Origin of the sequence: Candidatus Halobonum tyrrellensis G22 (assembly GCF_000495475.1) — an archaeon.
Lineage (GTDB): Archaea > Halobacteriota > Halobacteria > Halobacteriales > Haloferacaceae > Halobonum > Halobonum tyrrellense.
Genome location: NZ_ASGZ01000013.1, coordinates 111,042 through 129,995, shown reverse-complemented (window position 1 = coordinate 129,995; position 18,954 = coordinate 111,042). Strand labels below are relative to the sequence as shown.

18 protein-coding genes and 1 tRNA gene are annotated in these 18,954 nt (G+C 70.8%); 10 read left to right on the top strand and 9 right to left on the bottom strand.

The genetic code is table 11. The features are described from left to right. Positions 1-95: 95 nt before the first annotated feature. Positions 96-275, bottom strand: a complete 180-nt coding sequence (locus K933_RS04930; protein ID WP_023393585.1) for a DUF7838 family putative zinc beta-ribbon protein — start codon at positions 273-275, stop codon at positions 96-98. A gap of 150 nt (positions 276-425) precedes the next feature. Between K933_RS04930 and K933_RS04925 the strand changes: the two genes are divergently transcribed. Beyond that, complete coding sequence (locus tag K933_RS04925) at positions 426-965, top strand: HPP family protein (protein ID WP_023393584.1); 540 nt, start codon at positions 426-428, stop codon at positions 963-965. Continuing rightward, a complete protein-coding gene (locus K933_RS04920) occupies positions 962-1,351 on the top strand; it encodes an acyl-CoA thioesterase (protein ID WP_023393583.1) in 390 nt (129 codons plus the stop codon). Before K933_RS04925 ends, K933_RS04920 begins: the two co-directional genes overlap by 4 nt. A 53-nt stretch (positions 1,352-1,404) precedes the next feature. Here K933_RS04920 and K933_RS04915 read toward each other — a convergent pair whose 3' ends face one another. Both K933_RS04915 and K933_RS04910 read right to left on the bottom strand, forming a co-directional pair. Next, positions 1,405-3,003, bottom strand: a complete 1,599-nt coding sequence (locus tag K933_RS04915; protein WP_023393582.1) for a globin-coupled sensor protein — start codon at positions 3,001-3,003, stop codon at positions 1,405-1,407. A gap of 79 nt (positions 3,004-3,082) precedes the next feature. Next, positions 3,083-4,063 carry a terpene synthase family protein gene (locus tag K933_RS04910; protein ID WP_023393581.1) on the bottom strand — a complete coding sequence of 327 codons (981 nt, stop codon included), beginning with the start codon at positions 4,061-4,063 and terminating at the stop codon, positions 3,083-3,085. A gap of 154 nt (positions 4,064-4,217) precedes the next feature. Between K933_RS04910 and K933_RS04905 the strand changes: the two genes are divergently transcribed. The 5 genes from K933_RS04905 to K933_RS04885 all read left to right on the top strand — a co-directional run bounded on the left by K933_RS04905 (position 4,218) and on the right by K933_RS04885 (position 7,314). After that, positions 4,218-4,457: a glutathione S-transferase N-terminal domain-containing protein gene (locus tag K933_RS04905; RefSeq protein ID WP_023393580.1), complete on the top strand. Its 240-nt coding sequence runs from the start codon at positions 4,218-4,220 to the stop codon at positions 4,455-4,457. A gap of 5 nt (positions 4,458-4,462) precedes the next feature. Further along, positions 4,463-5,005 carry a cob(I)yrinic acid a,c-diamide adenosyltransferase gene (locus K933_RS04900; protein WP_023393579.1) on the top strand — a complete coding sequence of 181 codons (543 nt, stop codon included), beginning with the start codon at positions 4,463-4,465 and terminating at the stop codon, positions 5,003-5,005. A gap of 56 nt (positions 5,006-5,061) precedes the next feature. Then, positions 5,062-5,136, top strand: a tRNA-Val gene (locus K933_RS04895). A 431-nt stretch (positions 5,137-5,567) separates the two neighbouring features. Further along, entirely contained in the window at positions 5,568-6,842 is a 1,275-nt protein-coding gene (locus tag K933_RS04890) for a putative manganese transporter (RefSeq protein ID WP_023393578.1), read from the top strand. A gap of 1 nt (position 6,843) precedes the next feature. Then, the gene (locus K933_RS04885) at positions 6,844-7,314 is read left to right on the top strand and encodes a universal stress protein (RefSeq protein WP_023393577.1); all 471 of its coding nucleotides are present in this window, start codon (positions 6,844-6,846) and stop codon (positions 7,312-7,314) included. A gap of 169 nt (positions 7,315-7,483) precedes the next feature. Here K933_RS04885 and K933_RS04880 read toward each other — a convergent pair whose 3' ends face one another. Beyond that, the gene (locus tag K933_RS04880) at positions 7,484-9,013 is read right to left on the bottom strand and encodes an amidase (RefSeq protein ID WP_023393576.1); all 1,530 of its coding nucleotides are present in this window, start codon (positions 9,011-9,013) and stop codon (positions 7,484-7,486) included. Positions 9,014-9,589: 576 nt separating this feature from the next. Between K933_RS04880 and K933_RS04875 the strand changes: the two genes are divergently transcribed. Beyond that, on the top strand, positions 9,590-10,732 hold the full coding sequence (locus K933_RS04875; protein ID WP_023393575.1) for a CBS domain-containing protein: 1,143 nt from the start codon (positions 9,590-9,592) through the stop codon (positions 10,730-10,732). A gap of 109 nt (positions 10,733-10,841) precedes the next feature. On the opposite strand, the gene K933_RS04870 is transcribed toward K933_RS04875, so the two are convergent. After that, positions 10,842-12,272, bottom strand: a complete 1,431-nt coding sequence (locus tag K933_RS04870) for a VWA domain-containing protein (RefSeq protein WP_023393574.1) — start codon at positions 12,270-12,272, stop codon at positions 10,842-10,844. Positions 12,273-12,651: 379 nt separating this feature from the next. Between K933_RS04870 and K933_RS04865 the strand changes: the two genes are divergently transcribed. After that, positions 12,652-14,478 carry a M14 family zinc carboxypeptidase gene (locus K933_RS04865; protein WP_023393573.1) on the top strand — a complete coding sequence of 609 codons (1,827 nt, stop codon included), beginning with the start codon at positions 12,652-12,654 and terminating at the stop codon, positions 14,476-14,478. Between the two features lie 12 nt (positions 14,479-14,490). On the opposite strand, the gene K933_RS04860 is transcribed toward K933_RS04865, so the two are convergent. The 3 genes from K933_RS04860 to K933_RS04850 form a co-directional block, all read right to left on the bottom strand. Continuing rightward, the gene (locus K933_RS04860; protein ID WP_049947603.1) at positions 14,491-15,549 is read right to left on the bottom strand and encodes a rod shape-determining protein; all 1,059 of its coding nucleotides are present in this window, start codon (positions 15,547-15,549) and stop codon (positions 14,491-14,493) included. A gap of 28 nt (positions 15,550-15,577) precedes the next feature. Beyond that, entirely contained in the window at positions 15,578-16,048 is a 471-nt protein-coding gene (locus K933_RS04855; protein ID WP_023393571.1) for a FlaD/FlaE family flagellar protein, read from the bottom strand. Positions 16,049-16,164: 116 nt separating this feature from the next. Beyond that, a complete protein-coding gene (locus K933_RS04850; protein ID WP_023393570.1) occupies positions 16,165-16,881 on the bottom strand; it encodes an alanyl-tRNA editing protein in 717 nt (238 codons plus the stop codon). 302 nt (positions 16,882-17,183) lie between these two features. Here K933_RS04850 and K933_RS04845 point away from each other — a divergent pair, with 302 nt between their 5' ends. Next, on the top strand, positions 17,184-17,897 hold the full coding sequence (locus K933_RS04845; protein ID WP_023393569.1) for an HD domain-containing protein: 714 nt from the start codon (positions 17,184-17,186) through the stop codon (positions 17,895-17,897). Positions 17,898-17,944: 47 nt separating this feature from the next. Here the strand turns inward: K933_RS04845 and K933_RS04840 are convergent, their stop codons facing one another. Further along, positions 17,945-18,940 carry an NAD-dependent epimerase/dehydratase family protein gene (locus K933_RS04840; RefSeq protein WP_023393568.1) on the bottom strand — a complete coding sequence of 332 codons (996 nt, stop codon included), beginning with the start codon at positions 18,938-18,940 and terminating at the stop codon, positions 17,945-17,947. Positions 18,941-18,954: the final 14 nt, after the last annotated feature.

The following is an 18,954-nucleotide window of genomic DNA, read 5'->3' as shown; positions in this document are numbered from 1 at the left end:
ATATGTGACGGCCGTTCGCGCGCCGGCCCGACGGCTCGCCGGGTCGAGAGCGGGTCGGGTCGCGGACGGTGACGGCCGAGCGCCCCGGCGCCGGCTCAGGCGTCCGCGCGCGACGAGTCGATGTCGGCGCCGTCGTCGATCAGGATGAAGCCGTAGTCGCACTCCGCACACCGCCACTTGGACTTCTCGCCGAGGTGGAGTTCCATGCTGGCGCTCCGCCAGAACGTCTCCTCGCCGCCGCAGACGGGACAGTCGTGTTCCATCTCGAGGCTCATACCACCGCGTGCGGTCGCGCGGGGTTTCAACACTCCGGTTCACCCCGGTCTCTCGCGTTCGGCGGTCCCAACTCGGCCCGGTCGCGGCGGCGGTGACCGGGCCGTCGCCGGACCGACGCGCTCTTGACCCGGGCGGGCCGACCCGTCGGCGTGTCGAGCGGCCGCCGTATCGCCGTCGAGTCGGTCGGAGCCGGCGCGCTCCTCGCGGTCGCGGGGGCGCTCGCGTGGGTCACCGGTCGCCCGCTAGTGTTCCCCAGTCTCGGTCCGTCGGCGTACGTCCTCGCGACCGACGCGGAGTCGACCACCGCCAGCCGGGTGCTCGGCGGCCACGCGGTGGGGGTGGTCGCGGGACTCGTCTCGTATCACGCGCTCGCGGGCGGCGCGTTCGCGCTCGCGGCCCACCCGCCGGCCGACCCTGCGGCCGCGCGGCTCGCGGTCAGCGCGGTGTGTGCGGTCGGACTCACGACCGCCGGAACGGCGGCCGCTCGCGTGCGTCACACGCCAGCGTGCGCGACGACGCTCATCGTCGCGCTCGGCCTCCTCTCGACGCCCGCGGACGCGCTCGTCGTCGGCGTCGGCGTGACCGCGCTGTACCTCTCGGCGGTCGCGGGCCGGCGGGCGCTCGGGGTGGCGCGAGCGCGCGGACGGAGCGGTACAGCAAAACCCCCCGCCGACGAGGGGCGGACGTGACGTTCGAGACGACCGTTCGACCCCGGTACCGCGACCTCGATACGATGGGGCACGTGAACAACGCGGTGTACGCGACGTACGTCGAACAGGCGCGGATCGACTTCTTCCGCGAGGAGGTGGGACGGAAGCTTGAGGAGTCGCGGGCGGTGCTCGCGTCGCTCTCCATCGAGTTCGAGCGGCCGGTCGACTCGCTCGACGACGTGACCGTCTCGCTCGACGTGACCGACGTCGGCAGTTCCAGCGTGACGTTCGCCTACGACCTCCGCGCGGGCGGCGAGCGGGTCGCCACCGCCGAGTCGGTCCAGGTCGCACTCGACGACGACGGCCGGCCGACCCCGCTTGACGACGGCCTCCGGGAGGCGTTCGAGCGGCACCGCGCCGAGTAGCCGCGGTCGCGGACGGTCCGGCTCCCCCGTCCGTTCGGCCCGCCCGTCCGCGCCTACCGGGCCGAGCGGTCGCCGACCCCGCCGTCGGTGGCAGCGGGCGCGCGACCGCCGGCGCTCCGGGCGTCCGCGTCGCTCGCATCGTCCGTGTCGCCCGCGTCGTCCGCGTCGAGCAGGCTCCCGACGGTGTCGCCGATCCCCTCGACCGCGTCGGCCTGCTCCCGGTTGGCGGCGGCGACGGCCTCGGTTTCCGCGCCGATCCCGTCGGCGCGCTCCGAGACCGCCTCGACCATCGAGGTGATCTCGGCGGTGGTCGACGCCTGGTCGCCGGCGGCGGCCGACACCTCCTCGATCCCGTCGGCGGTCTCGGCGACGAGGTCGACGATCCCGTCGAGTTTCTCCATCGTGGTGTCGACCCGGTCGACGCCGTCGTCGATCCGCTCGCGCGTCCGGTCGAGGCTCTCGACCGTCTCGCGGGTGTCGGTTCGGATCTCCTCGATGGTGTGCTCGACCTCGCTCACCTGTCGCTGTGAGTCCTCGGCGAGTTTCTTCACCTCCTCGGCGACGACGGCGAACCCCTCGCCGGCCTCGCCCGCTCGCGCCGCCTCGATGTTGGCGTTGAGCGCGAGCAGGTTGGTCTGGTCGGCGATCCGCTCTATCACGTCGACGATCTCGTCGATCTCGCCCACCCGTTCGCGGAGGCGGTCGACGTCCGTGGCGACGGTGTCGGCCGCGTCGCCCACCTCCTCCATCACGTCGATCGCGTCGACCGCCGACGCCTGGCCCTCCTCGGCGAGGTCCTCGGCGGCGGCGCTGGTCGACGCCACCTGCTCGGCCGTGGCGGCCACCTCCTCGACGCTCGCGGACATGGTGGCCGCCTCGTCGGCCGCCTCGCGGGCGCCTTCGGCCTGTTCGCGCGCGATGTCGCTGATGTGGTCGGTGCTCTCGGCCACCTCGGCCGCCTGCGTCTGGAGGTCGTCGACGGTGTCGTGAACCTCGGAGACGACGCGCTGCTGGCGTTCGTACTCCTCCTCGCGCGCGCTGTACGACTCGATGTACGTGTCCATCGCCACCTGCTGGTCGAGGTTGAGCAGACGGAGCACCGACATCGTCCGCTCGACCACGTCGTCGACCGCGGCCGCAACCGCCTCCTGGCTCCCCTCGCTCGCCTCCTCGTCGTCGTACTCCGCCTTCACGTCGTCGGCGATGGCCTCGACGATCCCCTCGTAGTAGACCGCGTACGCGCCGAGGTAGATCTTCGGTCCCAAGTCGAGCATGTCGTGGATCTTTCCGATCCGCGCGCGCCGCTCGAAGTAGTCCCGGTCGTACGTCCCGTTCCCGAGGTCGCGGAGGTAGGCGGCCTGCGACCGCTTCAGCGCGGCCATCGGCTTGTCCGACCGCCCGAGGATCGCGGTGGTCTCGTCGTGTGCGTGGATGGTGTCGTAGAAGTCCTCGACCAGTCCGTCCGAGATCCGTTCGAACAGGTCGTCCATCGACCCGAGCCGCCGCGCGTCCTCGCGGTCGAACCCGGTGAACCGCTTGCGCCAGGCGATCTCAGCGTCGTCGAGCCCGATCGACGCCGCCAGTGCACCGCCGTCGACCGTCCGTCGCTCCCGTTCGGTGATCCCCGCGTCCTCCGGCGCTGTCCCGTTCATTCGACCGATCGAGTCGGCCGAGCGTCTAAACACTCACCCTCAAAGTATCATAAATGAGGACGTGGTGCGGATCGCCGCGCTACTTGTAGCCGTGGCTCGCGTCGTGGTGCGTCCGAACGGTGTCCATCGCTGCCACGTAGGTGTCGAGGTCGACCGAGTCGGCGTCCCAGTCGGTCTCGTTCGCGCGGCGGAACCGGCGGCGCCAGTCGCGGCCGATGGCGCGTTCGACCCCCGACCCGTGGACCAGGTCGCGGAACGTCGGGCGGAACTCCGGGTCGGTCCGCGCGCGCTCCACCTGCGCGGGCGAGACGGCGCCCGACTCGACCGCCCGGACGACGACGCCGTTGGCGAGGTCACCCTCCGCGAGTTCGCGCTCCCACGTCGTCAGCCAGTTACCGATCCGGCCGAGCGGTTCGACGGCGCGAACCGCCTCGCGGACCGCGGGTTCGTCCGCGGGGTCGAAGCCGGGCGAACAGATCAGGTCGACCGTCGCCAGCGCGTCCATGCACATCGTCGGCGACTGTTCGGCCAGACACTCCTCGTAGTCCGCGTGCGTCGGGTCGTCGGCGGTGCGGGCGGTGTGCCGCTGTGCGTCCGCGGTCGCGGCTAGGTTCGCTTCGAGCGTCTCCCGGTACGCCTCGAACCGCGGGGCGTCGCTGAGTCGCGTGAGGAGCGTCTCCCACGCCGCGGCCGCGAGTCGGACGGCCGGGTCGTCGGCGTCGCTCCCCGTCTCGGGTCGGCCGTCCGCCGGGACGCGCGCCGCCGCCTCGAAGGCGGTGTGGTCGTCCCTGCGATCCGACAGGTCGTTCAGTATGGTGACGTACAGCGAGACGAGGAGTCGCCCCTCGTTCGTGAGTTCGCGGCGGTCCGGCGGGACGCAGTCGAGTCCGAACGTCGGCAGCGTCGCGTCCAGCCACCCCCAGATGTAGCGGTCGCGACACCCCAGCGCGTCGTCGTAGATATCGACGAGTCGTTCGACCGACCGCGGCAGGTCGCGGTCGCGCAGTTCGTCGGCCTCCGGGATCGTCGCCGCCGCCCCCCCTCGACGGTCTGATGACATCTACCGGAGAGTTCGTCTTCCCGTAGATAAATCATCCGCGTGGGTCGCCGGGATTGATAATCGGAGCGGCTCGCGGTCGCGGGTCGGGTCGCCGTCGGTCGGTCGGAGCGCGGAGGGGCGAAGCTACTTGCCCGCGGCGACACAACGGGCGGGTATGTCGCTGACGCTGTACGCGCTCGACGGCTGTCCGTGGTGCGAGAAGGTGCACGACGCACTGGAGGAGAACGACCTGGAGTACGAGACTGAGTGGACCGAGCCGCTCCACTCCGAGCGGAACGAGGTGAAGCGGGTGAGCGGCCAGCGTGGCGTGCCCGTCCTCGTCGACGACGACCACGGCGTGACGATGAACGAGTCGGCCAACATCCTCGAGTACATCGACCGGACGCTCGCCTGAGTCGGATGCCAATCTACACCGGCCGCGGCGACGAGGGGAAGACCGACCTGCGGGACGCCTCGCGCGTGTCGAAGACCAGCCCGCGCATCGAGGCGTACGGCACCGTCGACGAGGCCAACGCGCTCGTGGGGACGGTCCGACCCACGGGGTACAACGACGTCGACGAGCGACTGCGCGAGGTGCAGAACCGCCTCCACGTCGTCCAGGCGGACTTCGCCAACCCCGACCCGAACCCCGACGCCGACGACGCGCCGGTCGTCCGCGCGGCCCACGTCGAGGAACTCGAAGGCTGGATCGACGCGATGGACGAGGAGTTGGAGCCGCTTCGGAGCTTCGTCCTCCCGACGGGGAGCGACAGCGGGGCGAAACTCCACCACGCGCGCGCGGTGGTCCGCCGGGCGGAGCGGCGGTCGGTCGCGCTCGCGGACGACGAACCGGTCAACGGCGAGGCGGTCCGCTACCTGAATCGCCTCTCGGACGCGCTGTTCACCGCCGCGCGGCTGGTGAACGCGCGCGACGGCGAACCCGAGGAGGAGCCGACGTACTGAGGCCGGGGCTCGGAGAAGGGAAGGGTTAAGTTTCGGAGCGGGCTACGTCGCTGTGCGGGTCGGTGGTCTAGTCCGGTTATGACGGCTCCTTCACACGGAGCAGGCCGGCGGTTCGAATCCGCCCCGACCCAGTTCTGAGGCGACGCATCGCGAGGAGCGTAGCGACGAGCCGCGTCGCCGGGGCGGGGTGGCGGATTCGAAGCAGGGAGTGGAGCGAGCGCCAGCGAGCGAAACGACCGCGGTTCGAATCCGCCCCCCTCGGCTCCGAGACGACGCACGGTGAGGAGCCGAGACCGTACCGCCCACCGTTCGACCCGATCACACGACGTTTTAGTCGATTCGAATCCGGCCCGAGCCGCGCGAAACACGCTCCGAGCCGACGGCTCCCGTCGCACCCGAACACCACCGCGACGCGACCCGAATTAGAAGACTCTAAATTTTTGCTTCGGTAGCAACTGTTATGCAATTCGAGCCACCACACACGGGTGAGAATGAGTGGCAGGCTTCGCTCCGTGCGGTCCCTCGGTTCGGCGCGTCGCAGTCGGCGGGGAGGCGTGGCGTCGTGACCCCGCTACAGCTACCGGCGGGGACGTTCGGTCCCACCGTCCAGGAGGTCCTCGACATCCTGATCGGCTCCTGGCGGGAGGGGTTCGTGCAGGTGTCGGGGTTCGTGGGCGCGACCGTCCTCCTGTTCAGCCTGGTCCAGTACGCGTTCGACGGGCGGCTCACCGGGTGGCTGGAGGAGCACGAACGCGCCCAACCGCTCACGGGCGCGCTCCTCGGGCTGACGCCCGGCTGTGGCGGCGCCATCGTCGCGATGCCGCTGTACATCCGCGGGACGGTGAGCTTCGGCACCGTCGTCGCGGCGCTGGCGGCGACGGCGGGCGACTCCGCGTTCATCATCCTCGCGCTCGCGCCGGAGGCGGCGCTGTACGCCTACGGGCTGGCGTTCGTCGCCGCGGTGCTGTTCGGCTACGCCATCGACCTGTTCGGACTCGGCGTGGGCTGGGTCGACGACGCGGTCGACCGGATGAGCCGCCCGATGACCGACGGCGGCTTCGCCACCGCGAGCGTCGCCGAGGGGGGACCGAGCGTCCCCGACTACGAACGGCCCGACGACGACCACGCTCACGACCACGGCGGCGACACGCCGGGCTACCTCCCCGAGTCGCGACTGCTCGAACGTCTCAGTCACGCGGTCCACGTCCTCTGGTGGGTCGTCCTCGCGGGCGCGCTGGTCGCGGGCGTGCTGTACCTCGCCCGGGGCGCGGAGGAACCCGCGTGGGTCGTCGCCCCCACGTACGACGGGCTGTTCACGGTCGCGGGTCTCGTCGGCACCACGCTGTCGTTTTACCTCTACTTCGTCGGCCGCCACTACATCGGCGAGGGGGAGACCGGCCGCCTGCCGGACTCGTTCGGCAGCGTCTACAAGACGTTCCAGCACGCCGCCACGGAGACCGCGATGGTCACGGTGTGGGTCATCGCCGGCTACCTCCTCTACGAGTACGGTCTCCTCGTCTTCGGGTTCGACATCGCCGCGCTCGCGAACGCGGCCGGCGTGTGGGCGCCCATCGCGGGTGCGACGCTCGGGCTGATCCCCGGCTGTGCGGCCCACATCGTGTTCGCGCAACTGTACGCGCTCGAGGAGGCGGTCCCCTTCTCGGCGCTGGTGGCGAACGCGATCAGCCAGGACGGCGACGCGCTGTTCCCGCTGTTGGCGATCGATACGAAGGCCGCCATCGTCGCCACCATCTACACCACGATCCCGGGGGTCGTCGTCGGGGTCGCCGTGTACTACTTCTGGCCGTACGCCCAGTTCGGATTCGGGGTGCTCTGAGATGTACGACCGGATCCTCCTCCCGACGGACGGCGGCGACCACGCGGCGGCCGCGGCCGCCCACGCGCTCGACCTCGCGGCGACGTACGGCGCGACGCTGCACGCGGTGTTCGTCATCGACACGGGAACGAGCGCGCTGGCGGTCTCGAAAGTCGAGGTCCGCGACGTCCTCGAGGAACTCGGCGAGGCGCGGAGTCGCGAAGCGCTCGACGCGATCCGGAGCCGCGCCGCCGACGCGGGCGTCGAACTCGTGGTCGACGTACTGGAGGGCGACCCCGACGAGCGGATCGTCGACTACGCGACCGACCACGCCGTCGACCTCGTCGTGATGGGCACGCACGGCCGGACCGGGCTGGAGCGCTACCTGACCGGCAGCGTCGCCGAAGGGGTGGTTCGGGACTCGCCGGCCCCGGTGATGACGGTGAGCACGCCCGCCGACCGCGACGCGTCGCGGTCGGAACGGGAGCCGTAGGTGTGGCGGGCGGTCCACCGAGTCGCGCCGCTTCCACGGCGGCGGCGCCCCCGTCCCCACGGCCGACACGGGAGGCTGCCGCCGCGGCGGTCGCGCGAGGTCGCCCCGGTCCGTCCCGCCGGGGTCGCGGGTCGCCATCCGGCCGCGAGGGCGGACCGTCCGTGACTCCTCACGCGGAGTCGGGGCACTCCGCCAGCCGTCCGAACCGCTCGGGCGGCCGGCGGTGTGCTGTCGCGGACTCGAAGCCGGCACCCAACTCGAACAGCCGCGGCTCCGCGAACGCTCGACCGAGTAGCTCCACCCCGACCGGGAGCCCGTCGTCGGTGAATCCCGCGGGGAGCACGATGGCGGGCAGGCCGGTGTGGGCGGCGAGTTCGCAGTTCATCTCCGCGAACGGCTGGTGGTCGGGGAGCGCGACCGGCGGCACCCGCGAGGGCGGGTAGACCAACGCGTCGAGGTCGTCGTCGGCCATCGCGGCGAGCACCTCCTCGCGCAACTCCTCGCGCCGCCGGAGGCGTCTGAGGTACGCCGGGTTCGAGTCGAGCGCCTCGGCGTCGACGTCGAGGATATCCGCCCCCTCGAACCGCTCGGCGACCGAGGGCTCCAGTTCGCCGGTGGCGTAGACGGCGGCGAGCGAGTCGTGGGGGGCGGCGTCGCCGAGTTCGGCGAGGTAGCGGTCGAAGTCGCGCGCGAACTCGAATCCGAGGACGCGCGCGCTCTCTAGCCGGCCGAGGTCGACCGGGTCGACCGGGTCGACCACGGTCGCGCCCGCGTCCGCCATCTCCGCGAGCGCGTCGTCCACCACGCGGGTCACGGCCGCGGCGTCGGTCCCGGTCGTCCCGTCGTCGTCGCGGCGCCCGAACAGCGACCGGACGACGCCGACTCGCGCGCCCGCCAGCCCGTCGGGGTCGAGGTGGGCGGCGTAGCCGTCGTCGGGGACGCGGCCGACGCCGCGGGCGGTCACCGGGTCCGCGGGGTCGTACCCCGCCATCGCGTCGAGGACGCGCGCGGCGTCGCCGACGGTCCGAGCGATGGGTCCCGCGGTGTCTTGGGTGCCGCTCAGCGGGACGATGCCGGTCCGGCTCACCAGCCCCCGGGTGGGGCGGACGCCCACGCAGTCGTTGAACGCGGGCGGCGAGCGCACCGACGAACAGGTGTCCGAGCCGGTGCCGACCGCGGCGAGGTTGGCGGCGACCGCGGCCGCGGTCCCGCCGCTCGACCCCGCGGGTCGGCGGTCGAGGTCGTACGCGTTCCGGGTCGCACCCCCGAGCGAACTGACCGTGTCGACGCCGAACGACAGTTCTTGGAGGTTGGTTTTGCCGAGGACGACCGCGCCGGCCGCCCGGAGCCGTTCGACCACGAACGCATCGCGCGGCGGCCGGGAGTCGGCGAGCGCGACCGACCCCGCGGTGGTCGGCAGGTCGCGGGTGTCGTGGTTGTCCTTGAGAAGGACGGGCACGCCGTGGAGCGGCCCGGTGAGCCCCTCGGTCTCGAACCGCTCGTCGAGGTCGCGGGCGCGTTCGCGGGCGGTCTCGTCGGCCACGAGCACCGCGTTCAACTCGGGGTCGTACGCGTCGATTCGAGCGAGGTAGCGGTCGACCAGCGCCTCGCTGGTGACGCGGCCGGCCGCCATGGCGTCGTGAATCTCCGCGACAGTGGTCTCCAGCGGGTCGAAGTCGTCGGCGTGCGGCGTGGACATGGGGAGCTCGTACGAGGATTCAGTACCGGAAACCTCAACGTTTCGCCCGCGGAAAGAAACGTGCGTCCGTGACGGCCGAGACGAACGCCGAGTGTGTTCGCTACCACGCGTTGGAGGTGAACGATCCCCCGATCGATAGTCCCGTAGCTACTCGTCCGGCTACTGCCGTCTCTGCTCGTTCCGGTCCCCCGAATTTCACTGGAGCGTAGGACTATCGAAATCACGTCTGCGACGACTAACTGAACTAAACGACGAGTGTCTGCGACTGGCCGTGACCTCGTATCCCGCGAGCGTCGGCGTCGCCCGCGGGTGGACCGGGTGGACGGCTCCCGGGTCGCTCCCCCGTTCGGAGACACGCTCGACGATCGGGTCCGGAGAGAGGGCGGAAGGCGGGTCCCACCCCCGAACCCGCGGCGAGATGCGGAAAATCGGCGTCACGCGCGAGCGGTAGCCCCGCCCGCGGCTGCCGCACCCGACCCGGGACGGCCGCGGGACGGCGGCGGTTTCGACGGCTCCCGGTCGCCGGGAGTCGGACCAACCTTCAAGACGCGGGGTGGCGTACCATCACGGAGAGTTATGGACATCGAGGATATCGCCGTACCGGAGTTCGTCGAGGTCGAGGCTGGCGAACGACTCGGGAAGATCCGCTCGCTGTTCGACCGCGAGCGTCCCAAGGGGGTCGTCGTCATGAACGACGGCGAGTACGCGGGGGTCATCGGGGAGCGCGACCTCGTCCGGTCGCGCATCGAGGACGACACCAAGGCGGCGGCGCTGATGAAGGCCGCCCCCGAGGTCGACCTCCACGAGGACGTCCGCGAGGTGGCGCGCGTGCTCGTCGAGGGGAACGTGAAGGTCGCCCCCGTCTACGAGGGGTCGAAGCTGTACGGGATCGTGACGGCCGACGCCATCCTCGAGGCGGTCCTCGAGAACCTGGACGCGCTCGACGTCGACGACATCTACACGGACGACATCATCTCCATCGCCGACGACTCCCGGGTGGGGCAAGCGATCAACCGGCTGCGCGAACACGGCATCTCGCGGCTCCCGGTCGTCGACGACGACGGCCGGCTGACGGGGATCCTCACCACCCACGACATCGTCGACTTCGTCGTCCGCGACAACGACCGCCAGGGCCGCGGCGACCGGTCGGGCGACCTCGACCGCCTGCTCGACCTGCCGGTGTACGACATGATGAGCAGCCCCGTGTTGACCACCACCGTCGACATGTCGGTCCGGGAGGCGGTCGAGACCATGTTGAGCGAGGATATCAACGGGCTGGTCGTCACCCCCGAGGAGAACGACGACCTCGTGATGGGCGTCGTCACCAAGACCGACGTGCTCCGCGCGCTCACGTTCACCGAGGAGGACGCGATGGACGTCCAGATCACGAACGTCGACCTCCTGGATACGATCTCCCGCGAGGACATCCGCGAGTCGATCACGCAGGTGTCCGGCAAGTACCAGGAGATGCGCGTGCTCCACGCGCACGTCCGGTTTCACGAACACAAGGAGAAGCTCCGCGGCACGCCGCTGATCCAAGCGCAGATCCGCCTCCGCACCACCCACGGCCAGGTCGCGGGGTCCGGCGAGGGGTACGGCTCCGAACACGCGTTCCACGTCGCGCTCGACAAACTCGAACGGAACGTGCTCGAACTCAAGGGCGTCACCGCCGACGAGCGCTACCGCGGGCAGTTGCTCCGCAAACTCGGCGAACTGTAGGGTAGCCGCCGGCCGGCGGGTCGCGACGGCCGCCGCCTGCCCGGCGTGGGACGGCGGCGACGGGGCGAAAGCGCCCCGTCCGGCCGCGCGCTCCCGGTCCGGGCTTAGCTTACGACGGCACCGTGTACGTGAGCGTCCGATAGAGGGTTCCCTCGACGGGGTCCTCGACGCGCACCAGCACCGTCCGCTCGGCGTCGCCGTCGGTAGCGGCGGTGTACGTCAGCGTGTACGTCGAGGTCAGGATACCGCTGATCTCTTCGAGCACCGCGCTGAAGTCGGGGCTGTCGAGGTCGATCCACGTCCCGCCGACGTTCTCGGCGAGCACCTGCTTGTCGCCGTCGCCGTAGTAGTCGTCGTAGAAGTCGCCGTACTCCTCGCTGAAGTCGCGCGAGACGGCGATGTACGTGTACCCCGCGAGCAGACTCTCGACGTCCGCCATCGTGAGGTCGGTGACGCTCTCGTCGTTGGAGTACGCGTCGGGGTCGTCGACCTGCGCTGCCGCGTCGGTGATGTCGACGACCACCCGCTGGGCACCCGGCCGGTAGTCGAGTTCGGTCGCGCGCTCGACCGCCTCGAAGTCGTTCTCGCGGAAGTCGCCGCCGCCGCTTGCGACCACGTCGTCGAGAGCGGCTTCGAGGGTCGCCACGTCGCCGGTGAACTCCTGGTCGAGTTCGACGTCGTCCTTGAACGTGATCAGCGCGTAGCGGCTGTCGATGTCGCCGGAGTCGAGGTCGTTCGCGAACGTACGGATGTTGTCGAGCACGCCCTCGATGAACGACCCCATGCTCCCGGTGTCGTCGAGGACGAACACGATGTCCGCCGCGCCGCCGCCGCCGGTGGTCGACGACGACACCGAGGCGTCTTGGACGTAGCCGCTCTCACAGACCTCGAAGGCGTCCGCCGGGAGGTCGCCCGCGTCGCCGGCGTCGGTCAGCACGCGCGCGAACACCGACACCTCCGGGAACGACGACGACTCGACGCTCAACAGGTCGACCAGGTCGGACTCCGTCACCTCGGCGGGGTCGACCGGACACTCGACGCGCTCCTCGCCGCCGTCTTCACACGGGAGCGTGACTTCGAGGGTGTGCTCGCCGGGACCGAACGTGCCGGTGGCCGAGTCGGTCAGTTCCTGGTCGTCGGCGGTGTCGAAGCTGAACGTCGACGCCGGCATCGAGTACACCGCGAGCGACAGTGAGAGCTCCGCGCCGTCGGCGACGGTGAACGACACCGATGCCGTCCCGCCCTCCACCGCGATGGGGTCGGACGTGACCGCCCGCCGCGTCTCGGTGTCGAGCGAGTTGATCCACGTGTCGCGGTGGGTCACCTCACTCCCCTCGCCGAGCGCGTACTGTATCAGCCGCTCTTGGGCGCCGTAGAAGTCGTCGTCGCTCTCGCCGAGTTGCTCCTCCACCTCACCCGCCACGAAGTCGACCTGATAGTAACACGGCTCCGCCGCCGCGCCGACGCCGGTTCCGGCGAGTCCGAGTCCCGCCGCCGCTCCTGTTCCACCGAGTAGTCGCACGTAGTCACGTCGTCTCATGGTGTGGGTGACGTCCGACCGTCGGCCGAACGCCTAGGGGCGGGTTCGTCAGTTGGGTAATAGTTATACACAGCCGGTACGCCCCGGCCGAAACAGTACCGTAATCATGCGGGTAGTTACCACCCGAACTCGGTAACCCGTCGTGTGGCCGTTCCAGCGGCCGGTCGTCCGGCGGGTCGACCGGCGACGGCGCCGGGTCGGCCCACGCGGGTCGCTCCCGACGGGTCGGCGATCGGCGGGCGCACCCCGAACGAGCGTGCGTTTCCCCGGAACCGGGGGGTATCCCCGGACGGATGGAGCGGATCGCTGGTAGGCGTACATTGAATGGGAGGGCGGAAGGTTAGCCGGCGTCGACACCGACCGTGTCGACGAGTACCACATGAGACGGAGACAGTTCCTCACGACGGCGACGGGCCTGGCCGCGGCGACCACCGGTCTCCCGGCGGTCACCGCACAGGAGAGCGACGAAGAGGCACCGGTCAACCCGAACGCGTACCTGACCAACGAGCAGTTGGAGCGCCGACTGGCCCTGCTGGACCAGAGCGACCTGATCACGGTCAGTCAGATCGGCGAGTCGGCCGGACTCGGCGCGCCGGTCTGGGAGGTACAGTTGGGCGAGGGGGACACGAACGTCCACCTCATCACGCAGATCCACGGCGACGAACCCGCCGGGACGGACGGCATCCTCGTCGCCCTCCGGCAGATGACCGCCGAACCGGACCGCTACGAGGACGTCCTCGACGAACTGAGCATCACGATCGTCCCCCGCATGAACCCGGACGGGGCGATGTACGGCGAGGACCTCGACGGCGACGACGACCTCGAACGACTCACCAGGCGTCAGAACACCCAGCCGTGGGAGCGAGGGGACTCGCGGCACGAGCCGTACTACCACTACGGCTCCGAGGGCCAACCGAGCGGCTACGACATGAATCGCGACTTCAACCTCCGGTCCGACCTCGACCGGTTCCGCGACGACGACGGGTTCCTCCCCGCCGACTGGTGGAGCGGCTCGGAGGGCGACGGCGAGACGTCGTGGCAGCTCGACATGCCCTACGAGGGGCACACGCTGTCGGCGAGCGGGCTCCGGCTCACGCCCGAGGTGCGCGCGGTGACCCGCTCGTTCCTGCGCGCCGACCCCGACTACGCCATCACGCACCACCACCAGGGCATCCCGACCGACCCGGGGTCGGAGCCGCCCGAGCCGTCGATCATGAGCGTCATGGCGGCGTTCGGACCGTCGTATCTCGACCAGGCGCCGTTCTACGACGGCGAGGGACCGGTCGCGGACGCGGTCAACCCGTTCATCGACCGCGAGACGAGCGAGCGCTCGCTGCGGCTCAACCGCCTCGTCCACGACCGCCTGGCGGAGGTCACCGACCCGTGGGACGACTTCGACACCGTCACCCGCTACGGCTACGCGACGCTGTGGGGGTCGTACCTCGACGCGCTCTGCCCGCGGACGAACGCCGCCGGGATGCTGTACGAGATATCCGGCCAGTCGAGCTCCGTCGGGTCGCGCGCGTACGGCCAGAAGGTCGAGGCGTCGCGCGTCGGCTTCCTCGAGACGTTCGAGGCGCTCGCCGACGACCCCCAGCTCTCGTCGGTCGACGCCGAGAGCTACTTCGACATCCCGCTGAGCGGCGAGGAGTTCCCCATCGACGAGGTTCCCGGCGAGGGCGGCGAGACTGTCGTCCCCTACCAGGTCGACTTCGTGGTCGGTGAGCCGAACGAGACGCTCGGCGAGAGCGACGACGACTTCTACGGCCGGCAGGAGCGGCTGATCCAGTACGTCAACGGCGACGCCGACGGCGTCACCACACGCGACACGTGGATCAACTCGCTCCCCTCGGAGATACGCGACTGTGTCTCGTCCGACCCCATCGCGGTGAGCGACGGGACGGCGTCGGTGGCGTTCACCGTCGCGGAGGGGTGTGAACTCCAGTTGTCGCTGGTGTCGTACACGCTGCCCGGCGGGGAGTTCTCGTTCGACACCGCCGACGAGCAGGAACTGGTCGACGCCGCCACGACGACGGTCGGGTCCGGCGAGTACACGCTCGACGTGACCCTCCCGACCGGGACGGCCGAGGGTGCGGCGGCCGACCGCGGCGTCGCGCCCGCCCGGGGCGTCTCGCCGGTCCGCGACGAGCCGTCCGCCCGCGGCAGAACGTCCCCCCGCGGCGGGTCGTCGCTCCGCCGGCTCTGAGTCGGCTCCGGGTCAGCGACCGGCGAGCCGTTCGGCGATGCGGCGGGCGCCCTCGGCGGCCGCCAGGTCCGGCTCGTCGGGCGCGACCACCGAGACGTCGCGGTCGAGTTCCGCCGAGAGGCGGCGCTCGAACTCCTCGGGCAGACCGGGGATGCACGCCATCCCGCCGGTGAGCGCGACGGAGTTGTCGAGCGCGAGCTGGTAGGGCTTCATGTAGTCGTTCGCGAGTTCGGGGAGGAACTCGTTGGCCACCTCGTCGACCGCGGCGTCGAGGTACCAGTCGAGCGCGTCCATCACGGACTCGGCGATGGTGAACTCGTGGGCGCCGCCGCCGGGCTGTTGGATCACGTCCGAGAACGGCTCGAACGACTCGAAGTCGCCGTGGCGCTCCTTGTACTCGCGGGCGGTCGTCAGGTCGACGTGGACGCGCCCTTGCGTCTCCTCTTCGACGTTCGCGACGATGCGACGGTCGACGTCGTTGCCGGTGACCGACCCCGTCGAGAAGGGGACGAGTTGGTCGCCGCGGCGGTACGCGCACGCTTCGAGGTTGGTCGACCCCATGTTGATGGAGACGAACACCTCGTCGATGGCCTCAACGCCGTCGCCGAACGCCGGGATGGCGCCGCAGAGCGACTCGGGGTACGAGCGCATGTCGGCGCCGCCGATGGCGGAGCTCTCGATGACGTCGGTGAGGTTCCGGAGGCCGGCGTCGTTCTCCATCGTCGGGATGGCGTAGACGACCACCGACTCCTCGGGCACCGCGTTCGCGCGGATGAGTTCGCCGAAGAACCGGTCGGCGAGCGCCGCCCGGTCGTCGTCCTCGGGGAGGCCCGACCGGAGCATGTACTCGACGCTGTCGGGGTACTCCGCGGCGGCCTGCTCGCCGAACAGCACCTTCTCGTCGCCGGTGATGGCGTCGTCGTAGGTGGCGAGACAGGTGAGCGAGCGGACCGTCCGCAGGTCGCCGTCGTCGGGGTACCGGAGCACGGTCCGCGTGGAGCCGAGTTTCACGCCCACGGGGGCGGGACCGTTCGATTCGAAGCTGTCGGGGGAGTTGGATTCTGCTGCCATGGTTCTGAGTCGTGGTCGTTGGTGGTCGCTATCGGAGCGCGGCGAGGCGGGCGACGAACAGGAGGCTCGTCCGGTGGTGACCGACGCCGAGCGGGTTCCCCGCTCCGGGGGCGAACCCGCCGAGGTGGGCGGCCAGCGCCCGTTCGGCGTCGGCGCCGAGCCAGTCGACCCGCCGGTAGAACGCGAGCGCGTCGCGGGCGTTCGGCCGCCCGCCGACGCCGACGAGGTACGACAGCCAGTCGAGCACCAACCGCGTCCCCACCTCCGAACCGGGAAGGTCCGGGAGGTAGGGCCGGTCGGCGCCGCCGGCCGCCGCCTGAAGCAGGAACGCGTCCTCCATCTGCGTCGCCCGCACGCACGCCTCCGCTCGGCCGAGGAAGTCCGCCGGGGTCACCCAGTCCCACTGGGTCTCCCCGTCCCCCTCGTCGGCGCGCGACGGCGCCGCCGCTCCCGTCAGCGCCCGCAGTTCCTCCGGGTCGTACTCGCTCGGGTTGAGCATTCGTTCGTCCGCACTCCTGTGCCGCTACCTGCCCGGTCGGGGATCCGACGTATATCCCTTCGGCTCAAAATATCGGAAACGAAAGTCGGGGCGGGGCGCCGAGCGGCTGCGGTCGCTCACCCGAGCGTGAACGTCACGCGCTCCGTCTCGCTCCCCTGGGTGGTCCGCCCGGTCACCTCGACGCCGTCGAGTTCGCCCGTCGCCGCGACGTGCGTGCCCGCACACGCCGTCCGGTCGAACGGGTCGTCGGGGTCGCCCACCTCGACGATCCGGAGTTCGGCGATGGAGTCGGGTAGCAGGTCGATCCGGGTGCGCTGGGTGTCGAGTTCCGCCTCCGCCCGCTCGCGCTCCATCGTGTAGTGGCGGACGGGCAGGTCGTCGTCGACCAGTTCGTTCAGCCGCGCCTCCACGTCCGCGAGGTCGGTCTCGGAGAACTTGGGGTAGCTGGCGTCGAGGCGGGCGCGGTCGGCGTACAGTTGGTTGCCAACCGTCTCGGCGTCGAACTCGTCGAGGAGGACGGCCGACAGCAGGTGCTGGGCGGTGTGATAGCGCATGTGCGCCGACCGCCGCTCCCAGTCGAGTTCCCCGCGGACGGTCGTCCCCGCCTCGGGGGTCGGCCCGTCGACGGTGTGGTAGACGGTGTCCGTCTTCGCTACGTCGGTGACGGCCGCCTCGCCGCCGTCGAACGCGAGCGTCCCGGTGTCGTGCGGCTGGCCGCCGCCGGTCGGGTAGAAGTGGCTCCGGTCGAGCACCACCCGGTCGTTGAGCGTCCGCTCGACGGTCGCCTCGAACGACCGGACGGAACTGTCCGCGAGGTAGAGCTGCTCGGTCACGTCCGGAGGGAGCAGCGGCGCGCACTTAGCGGTTCGCTCGCCGACGCGGGGGGCGGCCGCGCGCCGGTCGCCCCACGTTGCCCCCGGGCCGACGACCGAGCGTGCGAGCGCGCCGGTTCCCGGTCGGGTCGACGTGACCGCCCGCCGATAGATCCGGCCCGGAGCCGACCGCACGCGCGCGCGAACGAGGAACCGTTAGGATTGTCGTAACGCCTAAGAACGAAACACCCGTCGGTTCACGTAATGAGAACGACACACGTCTCTTCCGATCCCGATTCCGACCGTCGACGGAGGTGGGGCCCGTGGGCGTCGAGATAAAGGGCTCGCGGGTGCCCGACGAGGAGTTCGACGAGATGAAGCGGTTCGTCCGCGGCTACCTCGCCGCCTCGGTCGAGAGCGAGGACGACGGCGGGCGGATGCGGTGGTACCCGTGGCACTCCGCTGAGTACCGGTTCAACCACATCCTCAACGTCGTCGACATCGCCGAGCGGATCGCCGACCGCGAGGGCGGCGACGCCGACGTGGTGCGGGTCGCGGCGGTGTTCCACGACGTGTCGAAACTGGAGGCCGAACAGGACGCCCACGCCGCCGAGGGCGCCCGGGTCGCCCGCGAGTTCCTCTCCTCGCAGGGCGACTACCCCGACTCGTTCGTCGAGGCGGTGTGTTCGGCGATCGAGGCGCACTCGTATCAGGGTCCGCTCGGCGACCTGCCGCTGGAGACGCGCTGTCTGATCGAGGCGGACCTGCTCGACAAGATCGGTGCGAACGGTACCGCCTTGATGCTGCTCCGGATGGGGTACGAGGCCCGCACCCACATGGACGCCGCGCGGATGGTCCAACGGGTGTACGAACGCGGGAAGGACCACGCGGCGCGCGTCGAGTCCGACACCGCCGAGTCGATCGCACACGAACGGCTCAAGCGCGTGCGCTGGTTCCGCGAGTGGCTGGAGGGGGAGGTCACCGCGATGGAACACGACGCCGACGAGTTCGGCGCGAACCACGGCAACCACGGCTGACAGCGGGCGCGTCCGCCCGCCGCTCGGACGCCGCGGGTCGCCCCGGCTCAGACCGTATCGAGGACGCCGAGCACGCGCGCTTCGGTCTCGCGGTCGGGACCACGCTCGCGGCCGTCGCGCTCGGAGTCGCGGTGTTCGGCGAGCGTCCGCTCCATCGCCTCCCGGAGCGGCGTCGACTCCCACCCCAGCGACGCCAGCTTGGTCGTATCGAGCACGTGCGGGTACTCGCGGTACAGCGGGAAGTCGGTCGACGAGAGGCCGGCCGTCGAGAGTTCGCGGTCGCTCGCGGGCACCACCTCGCAGTCGGCGCCCGCGACGTCGGCTATCAGGTCGACCATCTCCGCGAGCGTGACCAGCCGTCGGTCGCCGACGTTGTACGCCTCGCCGGGCGTCCCCTCCTCGGCGACGACCCGGAGCGCCGACGCCACGTCCTCGACGTACGCGCGGTGCCAGAGGTTGGTGCCGTCGCCCGGGACCACCACCCGGTCGTGGGCGTCGACGCGCGCGAGCCAGTAGTCCAGCCGCTCGGTGTAGTCGTGCGGCCCGTAGACGATACACGGCCGGACCGACATCGCGTTCACGCCGTCGTCGGCCGCCCGCGCGACGACCCGGTCGCCCTCGGCCTTCCGCGGGCCGTACGTCCCGTCGGAGTCGTCGGTCGCCTGCTCGTCGGTGCAGTCGCACAGCGCCGTCTCGCCTTCGCGTTTGGGTATCTCCTCGGCGGCGTACGCGCTCCCCGACGAGATGTAGACGTAGCCGTCCACGTCGGCGAAGACGTCGACCGCAGTCTCCACCTCGCCCGGGTGGTACGCCACGCAGTCGACCACGATATCGGGTTCGACCGACAGCTTCGCCGTCCGGAGGTCGGTCTCGTCCGTGCGGTCGCCCTCCACCCGGGAGACGTCGTCCTCCGCGAACGGGTTCTCGTGGTTGCCGCGGTTGAACGTCGTGACCTCGTAGCCGTGCGCCAGCAGGTCCTCGACGACGTGCCGGCCGATGAACCGGGTGCCGCCGACGACGAGGGTCGTGTCGGTGTCGCTCACGCCCGACCGTGGGC

Coding starts and splice junctions, on each gene's coding strand:
- K933_RS04915 (WP_023393582.1), bottom strand. CDS start 3,003: ATGAACGGGACAGCGCCGGAGGACGCGGGGATCACCGAACGGGAGCGA.
- K933_RS04870 (WP_023393574.1), bottom strand. CDS start 12,272: ATGAGACGACGTGACTACGTGCGACTACTCGGTGGAACAGGAGCGGCG.
- K933_RS04865 (WP_023393573.1), top strand. CDS start 12,652: ATGAGACGGAGACAGTTCCTCACGACGGCGACGGGCCTGGCCGCGGCG.
- K933_RS04885 (WP_023393577.1), top strand. CDS start 6,844: ATGTACGACCGGATCCTCCTCCCGACGGACGGCGGCGACCACGCGGCG.
- K933_RS04930 (WP_023393585.1), bottom strand. CDS start 275: ATGAGCCTCGAGATGGAACACGACTGTCCCGTCTGCGGCGGCGAGGAG.
- K933_RS04880 (WP_023393576.1), bottom strand. CDS start 9,013: ATGTCCACGCCGCACGCCGACGACTTCGACCCGCTGGAGACCACTGTC.
- K933_RS04900 (WP_023393579.1), top strand. CDS start 4,463: ATGCCAATCTACACCGGCCGCGGCGACGAGGGGAAGACCGACCTGCGG.
- K933_RS04855 (WP_023393571.1), bottom strand. CDS start 16,048: ATGCTCAACCCGAGCGAGTACGACCCGGAGGAACTGCGGGCGCTGACG.
- K933_RS04910 (WP_023393581.1), bottom strand. CDS start 4,063: ATGTCATCAGACCGTCGAGGGGGGGCGGCGGCGACGATCCCGGAGGCC.
- K933_RS04860 (WP_049947603.1), bottom strand. CDS start 15,549: ATGGCAGCAGAATCCAACTCCCCCGACAGCTTCGAATCGAACGGTCCC.
- K933_RS04875 (WP_023393575.1), top strand. CDS start 9,590: ATGGACATCGAGGATATCGCCGTACCGGAGTTCGTCGAGGTCGAGGCT.
- K933_RS04905 (WP_023393580.1), top strand. CDS start 4,218: ATGTCGCTGACGCTGTACGCGCTCGACGGCTGTCCGTGGTGCGAGAAG.